The organism is Nocardioides sp. NPDC047086, from assembly GCF_040643685.1.
In the GTDB taxonomy this organism is placed as follows: Bacteria; Actinomycetota; Actinomycetes; order Propionibacteriales; family Nocardioidaceae; genus Nocardioides.
In genome coordinates, this window is sequence record NZ_JBEYUV010000009.1 from 50710 (window position 1) to 67569 (window position 16860).

Sequence of the window (16860 nt, forward strand, 5' to 3'; positions counted from 1 at the left end):
TAGCCTTCCATTGGGTAGAAGGAAGCTTCCACGATACGAAATCTTGGAGAAGCGGATGAACCTGCCATGACACCACTGCAGAGACTGACTGCGACGGCACGAGCACTCCTTCCCGAGGACGGCGTGATCACCGACCTCGCCCGGCTGCGGACGTACGAGTGTGACGGGCTGGCGCATTATCGGGTGACGCCGGCGCTCGTCGTGATCCCGGAGACCGCCGAGCAGCTGGCCGAGATCGTGCGGTGCTGCGCCGAGGAGCAGATCCCGTACGTCGCCCGCGGCTCCGGCACAGGGCTCTCGGGCGGCAGCCTGCCGCATGCGGAGGGCGTCCTGGTGGTCACCTCGCGGCTTCGGGCCATCAAGGAGGTCCGGCGCGAGGACCAGCGCGCGGTGGTAGAGCCCGGCGTCATCAACCTCGACGTGACCCGCGCCGCGACCCCGGAGGGCTACTACTACGCGCCGGACCCCTCGAGCCAGCAGATCTGCTCGATCGGTGGCAACGTCGCGGAGAACTCCGGCGGCGCCCACTGCCTCAAGTACGGCTTCACCACCAACCACGTGCTCGGTGCCGAGTTCGTGACTGCCGCCGGTGACCGCGTACGTCTCGGCGGGGACGCTCCCGACAGCCCCGGCTACGACCTGCTCGGTGCCGTCGTCGGGTCGGAGGGCACGCTCGGCATCGTCACCGAGGTGACGGTCCGGCTGGTGCGGCTGCCGGAGAAGGTGGTCACCCTGCTGGTGGGCTTCGACTCCACCGACCGCGCCGGCGCGGCGGTGTCCGCGATCATCGCCGCCGGCATCGTACCGGCGGCGATCGAGATGATGGACGCGCTCGCGATCGAGGCCGCCGAGGCCGCAGTGAGCTGCAACTACCCCGACGGCGCGGGCGCGGTGCTGGTCATCGAGCTGGACGGACCGGCTGCCGAGGTGGATGCGGAGTACGCCGACGTGGTCCGGTTCTGCGAGGAGACCGGCGCCTTCGAGATCCGCACGGCGAAGACCCCCGAGGAGCGGTTCCTGATCTGGAAGGGCCGCAAGTCGGCCTTCGCCGCCGTCGGCCGGATCAGCCCCGACTACATCGTGCAGGACGGCGTCATCCCGCGCACCGCCCTGCCCGAGGTGCTGCGGGCGATCACGGAGCTCTCCGAGCGCTCCGGCGTGCGCGTCGCCAACGTCTTCCACGCCGGCGACGGCAACCTGCATCCGCTCGTGCTCTTCGACGACGCCGTCCCCGGCGCCGGCGATGCCGCCGAGGAGGTCAGCCGCGGGATCCTCGACCTCTGCCTGCAGCACGGCGGCTCCATCACCGGCGAGCACGGCGTCGGCGCCGACAAGGCGGGCCACATGCCGAAGATGCACGCAGCCGACGACCTCGACACCATGCAGCTGGTCCGGTGCGCCTTCGACCCGGACCGGATCTCCAACCCGGGCAAGATCTTCCCCACCCCACGGCTGTGCGGAGAGCGTCCGGGCAGGCGTCAGGGCGCACACCCGTTGCAGCAGGCCGGCATCGCGGAGGTCTTCTGATGAGCGATTCCCTCGCTGGTCGAGCCGCGAGCGAAGCGAGCGTGTCGAGACCAACACGGTCCATCTCCGGAGTCACGCCCGGCCGGGTCGAACACCCGACGAGCACCGCCGAGGTCGCCGAGATCATGCGCGCCGCGGCGGCCGCTGGGGAGTCCGTGGTCCCGACCGGGGCCGGCACCAAGCTCGACTGGGGCAGCCCACCCGCCTCGGCCGACATCCTGCTCGACCTCTCCGCGCTCGACCAGGTGAGCGAGCACGCCTCCGGTGACCTGATCGCCACCGCCGGGGCGGGTACGCCCCTGGCCCAACTGAAGGAGCACGTCGCCGCGGCCGACCAGCGCCTCGCGCTGGACGAGGTGGTCCCCGGCACGACCGTCGGCGGCGCCCTGGCGACCAACACCAGCGGCCCGCTGCGGATGCTCGCCGGCACCATGCGCGATCTGCTCATCGGCGTGACGATGGTCCGCGCTGACGGGGTCGTCGCCAAAGCCGGCGGCAAGGTCGTCAAGAACGTCGCCGGCTACGACGTCGGCAAGCTCCTGGTCGGCTCGTACGGCACCCTCGCGGTGGTCACCGAGGCGACCTTCCGGCTCCATCCGGTCCCGCAGAGCCGCCGCTGGGTCAGCGTCGCCGCGCGCGACTCCGCGCACGCCGCCGGGCTCACCCAGGCGGTCCTGCACTCCCAGACGGTGCCCTCGGCTCTGGAGGTGGACGCCTCCGCCGGCGGGGTGCGGGTCGACGTCCTGGTCGAGGGACGCCCGGAGGGCGTGGTGGGACGTGCGGCGGTCCTGAGCGCGCTGCTGCCCGGCGCGGAGACCAGCGCGGAGCCGCCCGCCGGCTGGGGCCGCTACCCGTGGAACGACACCGCCGATAGCCATCTCGGGATCAAGGTGACCTTCCGGCTCTCTGGCCTCGCCGACGTGCTCGAGGCCGCCGGGGAGCTCGGACTGCGTGGTTCGGCCGGCGTCGGTGTCGCGTACGTCGCCGTCCCGGCCGAGCGCGAAATCACCGAGATCCGGGCGATCCTCGCGAGGCTGCGCGAGACCACCGGACGCCACGGCGGCAGTGCCGTGGTCCTCGATGCCCCGCCGGCGCTCGAGCAGCAGCTGGACCTGTGGGGGCCGGTCCCGGCCCTGGGGCTGATGCGCCGGGTCAAGCACGAGTTCGACCCCGACCACCGGCTCAGCCCGGGCCGCTTCGTAGGAGGGATCTAGCCCCATGACCGACATCGACATCCGGAACCTGGGTGCCTTCGACGAGGAGCACCCGCCCGACCAGCAGCTCCTCGACGACTGCGTGCACTGCGGCTTCTGCCTGCCGACCTGCCCCACCTACCTGCTGTGGGGCGAGGAGATGGACTCCCCACGAGGGCGGCTCTATTTGATGAAGGAGGGTCTCGAGGGCGATCCGATGTCGGACTCGATGGTGCAGCACTGGGACAACTGCCTGGGCTGCATGTCGTGTGTGACGGCCTGCCCCTCGGGCGTCCGCTACGACACCCTCATCGAGCAGACCCGCGCCCAGGTCGAGCGCAACCACGTGCGTACGCCCAAGGAGAAGGCGCTGCGGAGCCTGATCTTCGCGATCTTCCCGCACCCGAAGCGGCTTCGGGCCATGCGCGGCCCGCTTCGGCTGTTGCAGCGCACGGGCCTGGATCGTCGCCTGCGCAGCACCGGCCTGCTCGATCGGATGGCGCCGCACCTGGCGGCGATGGAACGGCTCACCCCGACCATCACCTCCGCCGAGCCGCTGCCCGCTCGGGTGCCGGCGACGGGGGAGCGGCGTGCGGTGGTCGGCATGCTCACCGGCTGCGTACAGGGCGCGTTCTTCCCGGGCGTCAACGCCGCGACCGCACGGGTGCTCGCCGCCGAGGGCTGCGACGTGGTCATCCCGCGCGACCAGGGCTGCTGCGGCGCGCTCTCGGTGCACAACGGCCGTGAGCAGGAGGCCCAGGCGTACGCCCGCCGGATCATCGACGCGTTCGAGGACGCCGGCGTCGAGCACATCGTCATCAACGCCGCAGGCTGCGGCTCGACGCTCAAGGACTACGCCCGGCTCCTCGCCGACGATCCCGCCTACGCCGCCAAGGCCGCGGACTTCGAGAGCAGGGTCCGTGACATCGCCGAGATCCTCGACGAGCTCGGCCCGGTCGCCGAACGTCACCCGCTCGACCTCACCATCGCCTACCACGACGCCTGTCACCTCGCCCACGCCCAGGGCGTACGCGCCCAGCCGCGGGCGCTGCTGAAAGGCATCCCCGGCATCGAGCTGCGCGAGATCGCCGAGGGCGAGATCTGCTGCGGCTCGGCCGGCATCTACAACATCCTCAACCCCGAGCCCGCCCGCGAGCTGGGCGAGCGCAAGGCGCGCAACATCGTCGCCACCGGCGCCGAGGTGCTCGTCACCGCCAACCCGGGCTGTCTGCTCCAGGTCGCCTCGGCGATCACCGCGCAGGGACATCAGCTCGGAATGGCCCATCTCATCGAGGTGCTCGACGCCTCGATCAGCGGCTCCTCACCTGAGGTCCTGCGCAGCCGCACGCTCTGAATCTCCGACAACTCCATAACCCCTACGTCTCGGGGCTCGACCCATCTCCCACACTCACGACCCTCGGAGTCGCCATGTTTGAGCCAGTAGCCGACCAGGTCGGCGGATCGCTTGTCCTCAGCGCCCTGTGCGGCGCCCTGCCACTGATCACCATGTTCGTCCTGCTCGGCGGGCTCAGGATGAAGGCCTGGCAGGCCGGCATCATCTCGCTGGTCGTCGCCCTGGTCGTCGCCGTCGCCCTCTTCGCGATGCCGGCCGACGACGCCATCCTGTCCGCCGCCCAGGGCGCGTTGTTCTCGGGCTTCTTCCCGATCATGTGGATCGTCATCAACGCGGTCTTCGTCTACAACCTCACCGTGCACACCGGCCACTTCGATGTGCTGCGCCGGGCGTTCAGCAGGATCAGCGACGACCAGCGGATCCAGGCGCTGATCATCGCCTTCTGCTTCGGCGCGCTGCTGGAGGCGCTGGCCGGATTCGGTACGCCCGTTGCGATCACCGTGGTGATGCTGATGGCCATGGGGTTCAAGCCGGTCAAGGCCGCGGCGGTCGCACTGATCGCCAACACCGCCCCGGTGGCGTACGGCGCGATGGCCTCGCCCATCAACGCGCTCTCGGACCAGACCGGGTTCAGCGTCGAGACGCTGGGGGCGATGGTGGGCCGCCAGACCCCGATCCTGGCGGTCCTCGTGCCGCTCATCCTGGTCTTCGTCGTCGACGGCAGGCGTGGTCTGCGGCAGACCTGGATCCCGGCGCTGGTCTGCGGCATCGGCTTCGGCCTCGCGCAGTTCGTGGCCTCGAACTACATCTCCGTGCCGCTGGCCGACATCATCGCCGCACTCTTCTCCGTCCTGGTGGTCGTCGGCCTGCTGCGGGTCTGGCAGCCGCGGGAGAAGGTCTACGCCGAGTCGCTGGTCGGGGCCGCTGCCGGCACGCCGTCCGGCTCGGGGTCTGGCTCCGGCGTCCCGGCGGGCAGCGGCGCCGGCGAGGTGCGCGACAGCAGCCGAGAGGTCTTCAAGGCCTTCTTGCCGTACGCGATCATCGTGGTGATCTTCGTGATCGTCAGCATCCCGGCGATCAAGGACGCGCTGGCCCACCGGCCGTTCACCCTCTCGGGGACCGACTACACCCCGAAGGTGATCTTCCCGGGGCTCGAGGACGTCGCCGGTGCCCAGGGTGGCTTCAAGTTCGACTGGTTCCCGGCCGCGGGCACGATGCTCCTGCTCTCGGGCATCCTCACCGCGATCTGCCTCCGGATCCGGCCCGGTGCGGTCGTGAAGACGTACGGCGCGACCTACCGGCAGCTGGCGACGGCGATCGTCACCGTGATGGCCGTGCTCGGCCTGGCGTACGTCATGAACTTCTCCGGTCAGACCGGCTCGATCGGTGCCTGGCTGGCCGGCACCGGCAGTGCGTTCGCGATCCTCTCGCCGATCCTCGGCTGGCTCGGGGTGGCGGTGACCGGTTCGGACACCTCCTCCAACGCCCTCTTCGGGCTCCTGCAGGTGACCACCGCGAAGGAGGCCGGGCTGGACCAGGTGCTGATGGCCGCCTCGAACTCCTCGGGCGGCGTGCTCGGCAAGATGGTCAGCCCGCAGAACCTCGCCATCGCTGCCGCGGCGGTCGGCATGGCCGGCAAGGAGGGCGAGATCTTCCGCAAGGTCTTCGGCTGGAGCATCGCCATGCTGGCCTTCATGTGCGTGCTGGTCGCCCTACAGTCGACTCCCGTGCTCGGCTGGATGGTCCCGTGACGTCCGGCCCAGCCGCCAGCCGCCGATCGGCAGCTCGAGCGCCGACTCCGGGCCCCACGATCCCTGCGGGTAGCTCTCCACGGCGGGCCGATGCTCGAGGACCGGCTGGCAGATCTCCCACAGCCGCTCCACCTCGCGCGCGCTGGTGAACAGGGTCCGGTCGCCGTTCATCACGTCGAGGAGCAGCCGCTCGTACGCCTCCAGCGGCCCGGCATCCGGTGAGTCACAGGCGAGGTCGAGGCGGAAGACGCCCTCGGTCAGCGCCATGCCGGGGCCGGGCCGCTTGGCCCGGACCTCGATCTCGATCCGCGCGTCGTCGCTGAGCTCGATGACCAGCTCGTTGGGCTCGGTCGCACCGGGATCGGCCGGCTGCAGCCAGCGGTGCCGCGGGTCGATGAACCGGATCGTGATCGTCCGCCGCCCGGCCGCGAGCGCCTTGCCGGTGCGCAGGTAGAACGGCACCCCGCGCCACCGGTCGTTGTCGATCCACGACTCGATCGCGACGTACGTCTCCACGTCGGAGTCCTCGGCGACATCAGGCTCCTCGCGATAGCCCTCGTACTGCCCGAAGACCACGCGCTCGGGGTCCAGCGGCCGCACGGCCGCGAAGGCGGCGGCCTTCGCCGCGCGGATCGCGCCCTCGCGGAACGCGTGCGGGTCCTCCATCGCCACGAACCCGAGCAGCTGGCACAGGTGGGTGGTGACCATGTCGCGCAGGCAGCCGGTGCCCTCGTAGAAGCTGCCGCGCCCGGTGACGGTGAGCTTCTCCGGTACGTCGATCTGCACCGACTCGATGCTGTGCCGGTTCCACGCGGGCTCGAAGAGCCCGTTGGCGAAGCGCAGCGCCAGCAGGTTCTGCACGGCCTCCTTCCCGATGAAGTGGTCGATCCGGAAGATCTGCTTCTCGTCGAACGCCTCGCTGAGCACGGAGTCGAGCTCGCGCGCGGAGGCGAGGTCGGTGCCGAACGGCTTCTCCGCCACCAGCCGGCTGCGCACGTTCAGCCCCTCACGCGCCAGCATCCCGACCATCGGCTCCACCGCCTGCGGCGGCACGGAGAGATAGAGCAGCCGCTGTACGTCGCCCACCGTCTGCCCGCTCGCCAGCGCGAGCCGATCCTCGGCCTCGTGCACCGCCTCAGCCAACTCTGTGCCGTCCTCGGCGGACGAGGCGACGAACCGGATCCGCTCCAGCAGCGGCCCCGCGACGGTCTCGTCGACGTCGCCGACGAACTCCTTCAGCGCCTGGTTCACGTGGCCGCGGAAGTCCTCGTCGGTCCCCGGTGACCGCCGCCCGCTCCCGATGATCGCGAGGTGGTCGGGCAGCCGTTTGGCCAGCGCGAGCCGGTACAGCCCGGGGAACAGTTTCCGCGAGGCCAGGTCACCGGTCGCGCCGAAGAGGACGAGTACGTGCGGGGCTGGTTTGGAGGACACGTGCTCAGTCTCCCACTCGGGGCCACGGCGACAGGTCAGCACGCCGAGCACTTGCGCGGTGTGGACCGCAGATCCATGGCGGGTACGTCCACCCACAGGAGAGGCACTTCCCGGTCGGGCTCAAGGTCGGGTTCGGCATGGAGGACGACTGAGGCACTTCAGCAGCGTTGCCGAACCAATCACGGATCGAGGGGGCGATTCTTGGGGCTGCGTATCAAGTCGTCGAGGTGCTCCGCGAGGGGAACAGGTCCGGCTGCCAGGAGGCCGAACGGGACTGAGAACTCCTCGGCTCTGCCACTGAGCACGATCTCTACCCTCGGCTTCTCGCGAATCTCAACTCGGTCGAAGTCGGCCCATTCGGCGGTCCGGGTGTGGCGATAACCCACGTACGTGACTGCAGAACCTGTGAGGACAAGCCTGTTCATTCGAAAACGCCCGAGGAGAAGCATCGCGACAACAGGGATCAGAATCAGCTCTACGATCAGCGACATCGCGAACATCCCTGACGATCCCGGTGCCATATCGTCGCGGAAGACACCGATCGCGAAGGCGATCGGGAAACCCGCCGCACAGATCAGCATGGCGACCAGCAGCACGGCGACGGTGCGTAGGCCGCGGATTACGATGCCCTCATCTGTGGTCACAGCCTCGAAGGCTGTGGACCGTCGCCTCACCGTGGCGATGACCAGCAGCGCGTAACCCTGGAGGAGGGCCAAACAGGCGAGAACTGCTGAGACCCGGCCGGCATAGGAACCGGAGGTGCCGACAAGGAACCCGAATCCGGCCAGCCCGAGCACGAGCAGCGCGAGGAGATGCGTCCGTATCAGCGGCCATGTGATGGCGGGCAGCGGCGAGAACTTCCCCTGAGCCTGGGAGGGGTCGCCCGGGTCAGTCCCAGAACGTGATCGCATCACCGACAGCCTCCAGCCCGTCGTCAATTTTCGCCCGCGTCTCATCTGAGACCCAGTTCTCGTAAGCGTATTCGGCGGCAAGCCCCACGCCGACACCGACGATCGCTGCCCCTGCGGCGACGGCGATGACAGGCGCGCCGACACTAAGGGCGGCGGCGGTTCCGACCACAAGGGCGGCGCCAGCTGCGCCGCCAGCGATGCCAGCGGCCTCGCCGACAATCACCTTCGACGGCGACTCGCCGTTGGCGATCTCGCCGCCAGCGAATCCGATGGAGGCGACGGTGCCGATCACCGGAAGTCGGCGGGCAACGCGCTCGGCACCTTCGCCCAGCGCATCCAGGCCTCGGGCAGCGGCTCGGTTGCCCCGTACGTCGGTGGCTTCGCCTGCGGCTCGTCGACCGGGGTGCCCTGATCGACGGTTCCTGACTGCTTCCGCCGATTCCCGCCGGAGACGGGCCGCCTCGCCACGCGTTTGGTTCGCGTACTGGGTCAGCCGGCGCTCGTTGGTGTCGAAGTACATCCCGGTCAGCGCAGGCGGCAGCTTCTTGATGGCGGCGATCACAACATCCAGGGGTGACGGGCCGTCGACCGTGCTCCAGAACTTCTTGAGGTTCGAGTCGACCCAGTCCTGAAGGTCTTTGTTGTCTTCCTCGACCTCTTTGGCGATCTCGTTGTAGAGCTCGATCTTCTTGTTCTGTGCCTCGAACTTGGCGTTCTTCTGGTCCCAGGCTGCGGATTCCTCGGCTGTTGAACCGGCGGGAAGGTCGCCGGGCGATTCTGCGGGTGCAGGTTCTGTAATGGTCTCGCCTGACAGAGTCAGGCCTCCGCCGGTAGCTCGCGTACGCCGGTCTGCCATGCGGTTCTGCACGGCCTCGAGCTTGTAGGCATAGGCGTCGAACTTCTGGCCAGCTTCGCGCAGGTGCCCTTCCTGGTGGTCGGCCGCCTTGACGAGTTCGCTACTCAGACCGCTATAGGCCTCGCCGGACTCGCCTTCCCAGCTGTCGCGCGCTTTGGAGCGAGCCTGGTGACTGTCCTCGCCGGCATCTGCGACTGCGGACTTGAGGGTTTTGCCCAAGAAGTCAGCGGCGGAGCGGACCTGTGCGGGCTTGCCGGGTACGTGGGTGTCGATGCCCGCCATCGCTATCCGTTCCTCGGGTGCTCGCCGCCGGCGTTGAGGCTGGACTTGAGACGCCGGAGCGGACCAGCGGCCTCTTCGTCGGTCTGGTCCAGGTCCTTGACCACACTGCTGACTATGTTTCCGACGGACTTGTTCGCGATCGAAAGCTGATCGGCTTGCTCGGTCAGCTGCGCCAGGATGTCACTGATCAGAGCCGACGCGATCCCCGCGTCGACCGATCCAGGCAAACTCGATGCGGTCTCCTCGATGCCCGAAGCGGCGTTCTTGTGGAGAGTCGCGATCTGTTCGCCGTCATCAGGGTCGATCCGTAGCCTGCTCACTGGGCATCCCGCCGCAACTCATCGGGCAGAGGCTGGTCGATGACGATGACGTCGTACGGGCTGACCTTGTTGAGCTCCTCGAGCTGGTCGGTCTTGTAGAGAACCCAGGGCTGCTCGGATCCGCAGCAGTCGGCCAGGCGGTCCAGCGCGGTGTAGGCGAGCAGTGCGACTCGACCGTCGAGCAGGCGTCGCATCTCGATTTCGGCGGGCTCGCCATCGACTCCGCCGCCGGGTGATGCGGGTAGGTACATGACCGGCGGGATGACCTGACGTGCCTGGCCTTCGGCTTGCATGGAGCTGTCCTTCCGAGATCGTGGGGTGCTCTCCTACTCCTACCGCGCTGACTGCAGTCTAAACAGCCGCGAACTGATCTTTACTCATTGGTCCGGTGCTTCACGACCCGGGTCGTAGGACAGCCGCACGAGCGCCGCGAGGCAGGTCCCGTTCATCACGACTCGGCCCAGCCACGCCAGTGAACTGCCGTCGCTGCGAGTCCAGACAAGCGCGTTCCAGCCGACACCAGAGATCCAGCGCATCGGCCCGTTCAGCCCGCTCCAGCACCGCGCGACAGCCAAGAATGCTGGCTCGACGGCGTATTGTTCACCGGTTCGACCAGCACATACATCTCCGAGGGCAGGCCTAGATGCCGCGTTTGTCGCTGTCGATCGGATGGCGGCCTTGAAGGGCACACGCATCTTGGCGTATAAGGAACTTCAGATGGCAGTCTGAACTAGGATCCGGTCCGCTTGTCAGCGGGCTTGGTCGGTACAAGCGCATCCACCTCTTGCACGAGGTCAGTATCGAATACTTGATGCCCTCTCGCGAAGCTCTTGAGCGAAACCCCTGCCTTCTCGTCGATTCGGTCCGCATGGCAGACCTCAGGCTGGCGACATTGATCGCAATAGCGCATCACCAGCATCGGCGTCAGATCCAACGGCTCTGGGGCGACCATCACGTAGAACGTGTCGTTTGCAAGCGGCTGGTCAGCAACTTGAGTTAATGCGTCGAAGTCTGGGTGGTCACCCATCGCTCGTCGAACCCGGACATTCCACCGTTTGTCATTCCGGCGCAGCGACACCCCCTCCACCAGGGCCCAAGGAGAATCGGCAAGAAAGTCGGCACGGGTTACTGCAATCTCTGCGATTGGTGCGAGGTCGGAGTTCCGTGCCGCGGCCTCGCCACGGTTATGTGGCCTAGCGCCATGTGCGGCTCTGTTCCGCTCGGCCAAGATCTCTTTGAGTGCCTCCACGACCCCGGGTTCGCCCTTGCGACTTCGGACACCGTCCACAAAACCTGGCACGCCGGCCTCCGACTTCGCCATCTTCTTCTCGGCGGCCTTAACCACCTCATGCCAGTGTCCCTGTGAGACGCCGCGAAGTCGGTACGCACGGTGCAGGGTCTCTAAAGACGGATCGACCGGCGCGAATTGGCGCAGCCAACTAGCTGAAAGCATGCCTAGCGTGAGCGTGAGCGCTTCTCCCAGGTCAAGCAGGTACTGATACTGCTCAAGCGGATCCTGGGCCGTCTGCACCGCACGCGCTGCACGAGCCACGGGGTAGGGGAGATCGTTGCGAGCACGAGTCAGTGCCGGCGACTCACGCCGGTCTCCGCCGCGGTACCCGCCCAGGGGTACCGGTGGAGGGGGTGCTGGTGGAGGGGACGTCGAGGGCGGGGGCAGCGGGGGAGGGGGTAACGGGGGAAGGGGCATCGGCGGAGGGGGGACGATCCCGCGCAGTGTGGACGGTCCTGGGGGCGCCTCAGGCGTGGGCCCCGCCCACTGCTGCTCATCGGACTTAGTAGGTGGTGGAGGCGCCGCTTCGGCGCCGCGTCGTCCCATCTTCCTGACTTCGCGAACGAGTCGACGCGCGCCCGCTACGGGCCATCCGATCATGAAGAAAGTCATGACACCCATGCCGGGCACGTCGAGCCACGGGGTCGTAGAGCCCTCGATCGGCTCAACGATCGTTGAGAGCGACATAGCGACTCCCCAACCAATACCGTGCCAGAACGCCCAGTCTTTCCATACAGGTCGATCGAATACCAACATCCGATATCGCTGCCCGGTCACGGGTCACCTCAGGTCTGTGATTCGCTGAACTTCGTGCTGACCCACAAGTGTGGCAGGTCATCTGTGCGTCCATAAGGAGTTCTGGTGCTTCATATACGCTCCTGAGCCAGGGTGTCTACGCTGTGCCCGCAAGTGCGCCGATCATGACAACGCGGTTGCTCGACTACTGAACATAAATCGTTCGGGCGGCGTCCGATGACCCTGCTGGTCCGAAACTGTCGCAACACCAGTGCACGGGCCGCTGGCACGCGTGGCTAGCAGACGGCATCCAGGCCAGCGAACGTCGGACAAGCTCGCCCATCGCCGGCAAGCATGGTCGCTTGGGCGTCCGGCGCGGTTGCAACGAGCGGCAGACGGGGACCTTCGTTGTGGGGCGAACTGGGCGGGAGGTCGGCCCACCTTGAAGGGATGCTGCACCGGGCGAGATGAGCATCGCATCAGAGTTCGAAGAACCGTACGTACCTCAAACCAAGTACGACTCGAACCAGACTGCCGAGGTGAATGGGGTCGGGGCGATGGTGGATCGATGGATTCATCGCAGCAGACAGCCGACGACGTCGCCGAGCGGCTGTTCGGCTCGATCCTCGGCACGGTCGAGATCGTCTCGGTGTTCATCGGTGACCGGCTCGGTTGGTATCGGTCGCTGGCGGATGAGGGGCCGGCTAGTGCGGTCGAGCTGGCGGGGCGTACGAGGACACAGGTTCGGTACGCACGGGAGTGGCTGGAGCAGCAGGCGGTGGTGGGGCTGTTGGTGGTTGAGGCCGACGGTGGACCTGACGAGCGGCGCTTTGCGATCCCGGCCGGTACGGCGGAGGTGATGACCGATCCGACGAGCCTGGCCTATCTGGTGCCCATCGCGCGGATGTTCGGGGCGGTGGGGCCGGCGCTGCCTCGGCTGCTGGAGGCGTACCGGAATGGTGGGGGAGTCAGCTGGGACGAGCTTGGGGACGACGCTCGGGAGTCGCAGGCTGATGCCAATCGGCCGTGGTACGAGAAACGGCTCGGGCCGGCGCTGGCCGGCGTGCCGGCCGTCCATGAGGCACTCTCCACGGAAGGGTGTCGGATCCTCGACGTGGGCTGTGGCGGCGGATGGTCGAGCATCTCGCTGGCTCGCGCCTACCCGTCGGCCACCGTGCTCGGCATCGACATCGACCAGCCGTCGGTCGACATGGCCGTGGCGAACGCGCGCGAGGCGGGGGTCGAGGATCGGGTGCGGTTCGTGTGTCAGGACGCGGCCACCATCGAGGAGGGGACGGTCGATGTGGCCTTCGCCTTCGAGTGCGTGCACGACATGCCTCGGCCGGTCGAGGTGCTCAGCGCGGTGCGGAGGACGCTCGTGCCCGGGGGATCGCTGGTGGTGATGGACGAGGCGGTGGCGGACTGTTTCGCTCCGGACGGCGACGACCTGGAGCGGATCATGTACGGGTTCAGTCTCTTCGTGTGCCTGCCGGACGGGCTCTCGTCGCCGCCGAGCGTCGGGACCGGGACGGTGATGCGGCCATCGACGCTGAAGGAGTACGGCGAGGCGGCGGGCTTCAGCGGGTTCGAGGTCCTGCCGATCGAAGAGTTCGGGTTCTGGCGGTTCTACCGGCTGTTCTGACCTGCGTCGTACGGTGGATCTCCCACCAATAGCTCGCCCGAGGCGGCGCCATGAAGTTCACATCGTTCCGGGCCGTCGCCACGGTCCTCGGTGCACTCGCGCTCGGCGGGTGCGCCACAGAGACCCCATCGGTGAAGAGCACGCCGCTACCGACGGCGTCGCCGTCGGTCACGACATCCCCGTCGCCGACCGCCACCGAAGCGGCACCGCTCTCCTCCGACGGCCGACCGATGCGCGGCGAGCTGTCCATCCCGAAGATCGGCGTGCGCGACCTGGAGGTCGTGCCCTACCGCGGCTGGACCGACGACGCTCCGGGGACGGAGATCCAGAACGGCGGCGTCGCGGCCAGCCCGTACGGTCCTCGCGGCGGCACCGGGCCGGGTGGGATCGGCAACTACCAGGTGACCGCCCACCGGCTCTCGTCCACGCAGGCGTTCCTCAGGCTGCCCGAGCTGCGGCGAGGCGACCGGGTCACGGTGCGCACCGAGGAGGCGACGTACGTCTATCGCATCACCGGCACCCGGGAGACATCGTTCCGGTCGGAGGCGTCGCTGCGGGCGCAGCGGGCACCGGTCCCCGGTAAGCCAGGGGAGCAGCCCACCCGCGCGATGATCACGCTGTCGACCTGCGCAACGCCCGAGGACCACGCGGCCGGCAACTACTGGTCCGACGAGTTCGACAACCCCGAGCACCGCATCGACAAGATCGGGGTCCTCGTCGCCGTGCGATGAGACGCAGGCGCTGTCCCCGACATGTGGGAGGTCGTGGCTTGCGCCGGTCACGTTGCGGCGGCGGCTTCGTACGCTGAAGCGGTGGTGCTGTTGGACACCAGGCTGCGGCTGCCGGTGGCGCGGCGGGAGCTCGTCGCCCGGGAGCGGCTGCTCGGGCGGATGCCGTCGAAAGGGGAGCGGCTGCCCCGGCTCGTGCTCGTCTCCGCGCCTGCGGGGTTCGGCAAGACGACGCTGCTGACGCAGTGGGCCAACCGGTGGCAGGGGAGTGCGGCGGGAGCGGTTCGACGGGTGGCCTGGGTGTCGCTGAACGTCGGCGAGGGCGACGCGCGGACCTTCCTGGAGAGCCTGGTCGCGGCGGTGCGGGTGGCCGTCGACCTGGAGGCCGATGAACATGCGTCGGTCGGGTCGGGGATGGTGAGCCTCGTCAACGCGATCGACGGGCTCGGAGGGGAGCTCGTGATCGCGTTGGACGACTATCACGTCATCGAGTCGGCCGAGGTGCATGCCGCGGTCACGTTCCTACTGGAGAACCTCCCGGCGAACGCAGCGATCGCGATGACCACCCGGGCCGACCCACCACTCCCGATCGCCAGGCTGCGCGCCCGTGGCGAGCTGCTCGAGCTCCGGGCGGCCGATCTGCGGTTCACGCAGGAGGAGGCGAACGCGTTCCTCATCGACGTGATGGGTCTCGACATCGGTGCGGATCACGTGGCGTCGCTGGGCGAGCGCACCGAAGGGTGGGTCACCGGGATCCAGCTTGCGGCGGTCGCGTTGCGGGCGGGCGCTGACGTGGCCCGATTCGTCGAACTTTTCGCCGGCACCCACCGCTTCGTGCTCGACTATCTCGTCGAGGAGGTCTTGGACCAGCAGAACGAGCAGGTGCGTCGCTTCCTGCTCGACACCTCGATCCTGGACCGGCTGACTGGGCCGTTGTGCGACGCAGTGACCGGCCGGCAGGACGGGCACCGGATGCTCGAAGAGCTCGAAAGCGCCAATCTGTTCGTGGTCCCGCTCGACGAGGACCGGCGTTGGTATCGATATCACCAGCTCTTCGCTGACGCGCTCCGAGCGCGGCTCGCGGCTGAGGACCCGCACCGATCCCGGGCAGTTCATGCCGCAGCGGCTCGCTGGCACGAAATGAATCGGCGCCCGCAGGACGCGGTCCAGCACGCGGTCGCTGCCCAGGACTTCGAGTACGCCGCGGACCTGGTCGAACAGGCGCTGCCGGAGGCGTCCCGCCGACGCCAGGACCGCCTCGTTCTCCAGTGGCTGCGAGGGCTGCCGGACGGCCTCGTCAGGGAGCGCCCGGTGCTCAATGTGACCGCCGCGTGGGGCCGGCTCGGCGCGGGCAACGTGGCCGAGGCAGGCGCGCGCCTGGACGAGGCGGCACGCGTGCTCGCGGAGATGCCTGACGACCGGACGAGCGAACGTGACGACCTGAGACAGCTGCCGATGACGATCGCGATGTACCGTGCCGCGATCGCCCAAGCTCGCGGCGACCCTCCGGAGGTCGCTGTCCAGGCGCGGACCATGCTGGAGCTCGCTGGTCCCGACGACCATCTCGTCCGCGGCGCGGGATCCGGCTTCCTCGCGCTCTCCGCGTGGGCCGAGGGTGACATCGACACCGCCCGGGACACCTTCACCGAGGCCGTGCGCAGCCTCCACTCCGCCGGCAACCTCGCCGACGAGCTCGGCGGGACGGTGGTCCTCGCCGAGCTCGCGCTCGCGCAGGGGAGTCCCGTCGAGGCCGAGCGGCTCTACGAGCGAGCGCTGGCGACCGCACGCGAGCATCCCGAGGTCGCGCTCCCCGTGACCGGTGATCTGCACGTCGGCCTCGCCGGCGCGCTCTGCGAGTGTGGCGATCTCACGGGGGCGACCGCCCATCTGCGTGCCGCGCGAGAGCTCGGCGAAGTCGCCTCGATGCCGGAGAACCGGCACCGTTGGTACGTTGCGATGGCCGCGCTCCGCCGCGCCGAGGGGGACCTCGAGGCAGCCGCCACCAATCTGGACCACGCCCGCCTGCTCTATCTGCCCGGGTTCTTCCCGGAGACCCGCCCGTTGCCGGCTCTGCGTGCCCGCATCGACATCGTCCGCGGCCGGCTGGACCTCGCGGAGGGATGGGCTCGAGAGGCCCGCCCCACCGGTGACGGCGGCTATCTCGACGAGTGCAACCAGGTGACCTTCGCCCGGCTCCTGATCGCGACCCGCCGGGCAGCGACCGCGCTCGACCTACTCGGCCGTCTCCGTCCCGACGCCGAGCGACAAGGCAGGGGTGGCAGCCTCATCGAGATCGACATGCTCCAGGCGCTCGCCCACCACGCCGAGGGTGCCCTGGACGCGGCGATGCCGCCGCTCACCAGGGCACTGGAATCCGGGGTGCCCGCCGGGTACGTCCGGATCTTCCTCGACGAGGGGGAGGAGATGTCAGCGCTCCTCGCCGTCGCGCAGCACCGCTCGCCGGCCACGGCCGCGATCGCCGCTCTGCGGACCAATGAGGCCCAGGGGCCGAAAGCAGCCGCCGAGGTACTCCCCGAGCCCCTCAGCGACCGAGAGCTGCAGGTGCTGAGCCTGCTCGCGACGGAGCTGACCGGCCCCGAGATCGCTCGTCGACTGTTCGTCTCCGTCAACACTCTGCGCACCCACACCCGGCACATCTTCACCAAGCTCGACGTCACCACCCGCGCGCGGGCCGTACGACGCGCCCGCGACCTCGGCCTCGTGTGAGCGCCCGGCGAATCACCAACCCGGTCACATCATCATGTGATGCCCGGTCACCAGCTCGGTTCCTAACGTCCGTAGAACAACGCCGGGAACTCGCCCGGCCCCGCGACAGGAG

At 68.6% G+C, this 16860-nt stretch carries 13 protein-coding genes; 7 read left to right on the forward strand and 6 right to left on the reverse strand.

Annotated elements, in window-relative coordinates:
• Positions 1-66 precede the first annotated feature (66 nt).
• The 4 genes from ABZ796_RS09205 (at position 67) to ABZ796_RS09220 (ending at position 5825) form a co-directional block, all read left to right on the forward strand.
• Positions 67-1527 (forward strand): FAD-linked oxidase C-terminal domain-containing protein, encoded by a 1461-nt coding sequence (locus ABZ796_RS09205; RefSeq protein WP_357336344.1) that lies wholly within the window; start codon positions 67-69, stop codon positions 1525-1527.
• Positions 1527-2741: an FAD-binding oxidoreductase gene (locus ABZ796_RS09210; protein ID WP_357336346.1), complete on the forward strand. Its 1215-nt coding sequence runs from the start codon at positions 1527-1529 to the stop codon at positions 2739-2741. The genes ABZ796_RS09205 and ABZ796_RS09210 overlap by 1 nt, the downstream gene beginning before the upstream one ends.
• A 4-nt stretch (positions 2742-2745) precedes the next feature.
• A complete protein-coding gene (gene glcF / locus ABZ796_RS09215; RefSeq protein ID WP_357336348.1) occupies positions 2746-4074 on the forward strand; it encodes a glycolate oxidase subunit GlcF in 1329 nt (442 codons plus the stop codon).
• Between the two features lie 74 nt (positions 4075-4148).
• Positions 4149-5825, forward strand: coding sequence for an L-lactate permease (locus ABZ796_RS09220; RefSeq protein ID WP_357336350.1), 1677 nt, complete (start codon positions 4149-4151; stop codon positions 5823-5825).
• Here ABZ796_RS09220 and zwf read toward each other — a convergent pair.
• From zwf to ABZ796_RS09250, 6 genes are all read right to left on the reverse strand, one after another.
• Positions 5787-7256 carry a glucose-6-phosphate dehydrogenase gene (gene zwf / locus ABZ796_RS09225; RefSeq protein WP_357336351.1) on the reverse strand — a complete coding sequence of 490 codons (1470 nt, stop codon included), beginning with the start codon at positions 7254-7256 and terminating at the stop codon, positions 5787-5789. The genes ABZ796_RS09220 and zwf overlap by 39 nt on opposite strands.
• Positions 7257-7435: 179 nt before the next feature.
• On the reverse strand, positions 7436-8167 hold the full coding sequence (locus ABZ796_RS09230) for a hypothetical protein (RefSeq protein ID WP_357336353.1): 732 nt from the start codon (positions 8165-8167) through the stop codon (positions 7436-7438).
• Positions 8145-9305: a hypothetical protein gene (locus tag ABZ796_RS09235; RefSeq protein WP_357336355.1), complete on the reverse strand. Its 1161-nt coding sequence runs from the start codon at positions 9303-9305 to the stop codon at positions 8145-8147. Before ABZ796_RS09235 ends, ABZ796_RS09230 begins: the two co-directional genes overlap by 23 nt.
• 2 nt (positions 9306-9307) lie before the next feature.
• Positions 9308-9625 carry a hypothetical protein gene (locus ABZ796_RS09240; protein WP_357336357.1) on the reverse strand — a complete coding sequence of 106 codons (318 nt, stop codon included), beginning with the start codon at positions 9623-9625 and terminating at the stop codon, positions 9308-9310.
• Complete coding sequence (locus tag ABZ796_RS09245) at positions 9622-9918, reverse strand: SAV_915 family protein (RefSeq protein ID WP_357336359.1); 297 nt, start codon at positions 9916-9918, stop codon at positions 9622-9624. Before ABZ796_RS09245 ends, ABZ796_RS09240 begins: the two co-directional genes overlap by 4 nt.
• Positions 9919-10355: 437 nt before the next feature.
• Positions 10356-11177 (reverse strand): hypothetical protein, encoded by an 822-nt coding sequence (locus ABZ796_RS09250; protein ID WP_357336361.1) that lies wholly within the window; start codon positions 11175-11177, stop codon positions 10356-10358.
• Positions 11178-12219: 1042 nt separating this feature from the next.
• Between ABZ796_RS09250 and ABZ796_RS09255 the strand changes: the two genes are divergently transcribed.
• The 3 genes from ABZ796_RS09255 to ABZ796_RS09265 all read left to right on the forward strand — a co-directional run bounded on the left by ABZ796_RS09255 (position 12220) and on the right by ABZ796_RS09265 (position 16748).
• Complete coding sequence (locus tag ABZ796_RS09255) at positions 12220-13293, forward strand: class I SAM-dependent methyltransferase (RefSeq protein WP_357336363.1); 1074 nt, start codon at positions 12220-12222, stop codon at positions 13291-13293.
• 50 nt (positions 13294-13343) lie between these two features.
• Positions 13344-14024 carry a class E sortase gene (locus ABZ796_RS09260; RefSeq protein WP_357336365.1) on the forward strand — a complete coding sequence of 227 codons (681 nt, stop codon included), beginning with the start codon at positions 13344-13346 and terminating at the stop codon, positions 14022-14024.
• An 81-nt stretch (positions 14025-14105) separates the two neighbouring features.
• Positions 14106-16748 (forward strand): LuxR C-terminal-related transcriptional regulator, encoded by a 2643-nt coding sequence (locus ABZ796_RS09265; protein ID WP_357336366.1) that lies wholly within the window; start codon positions 14106-14108, stop codon positions 16746-16748.
• Positions 16749-16860 lie beyond the last annotated feature (112 nt).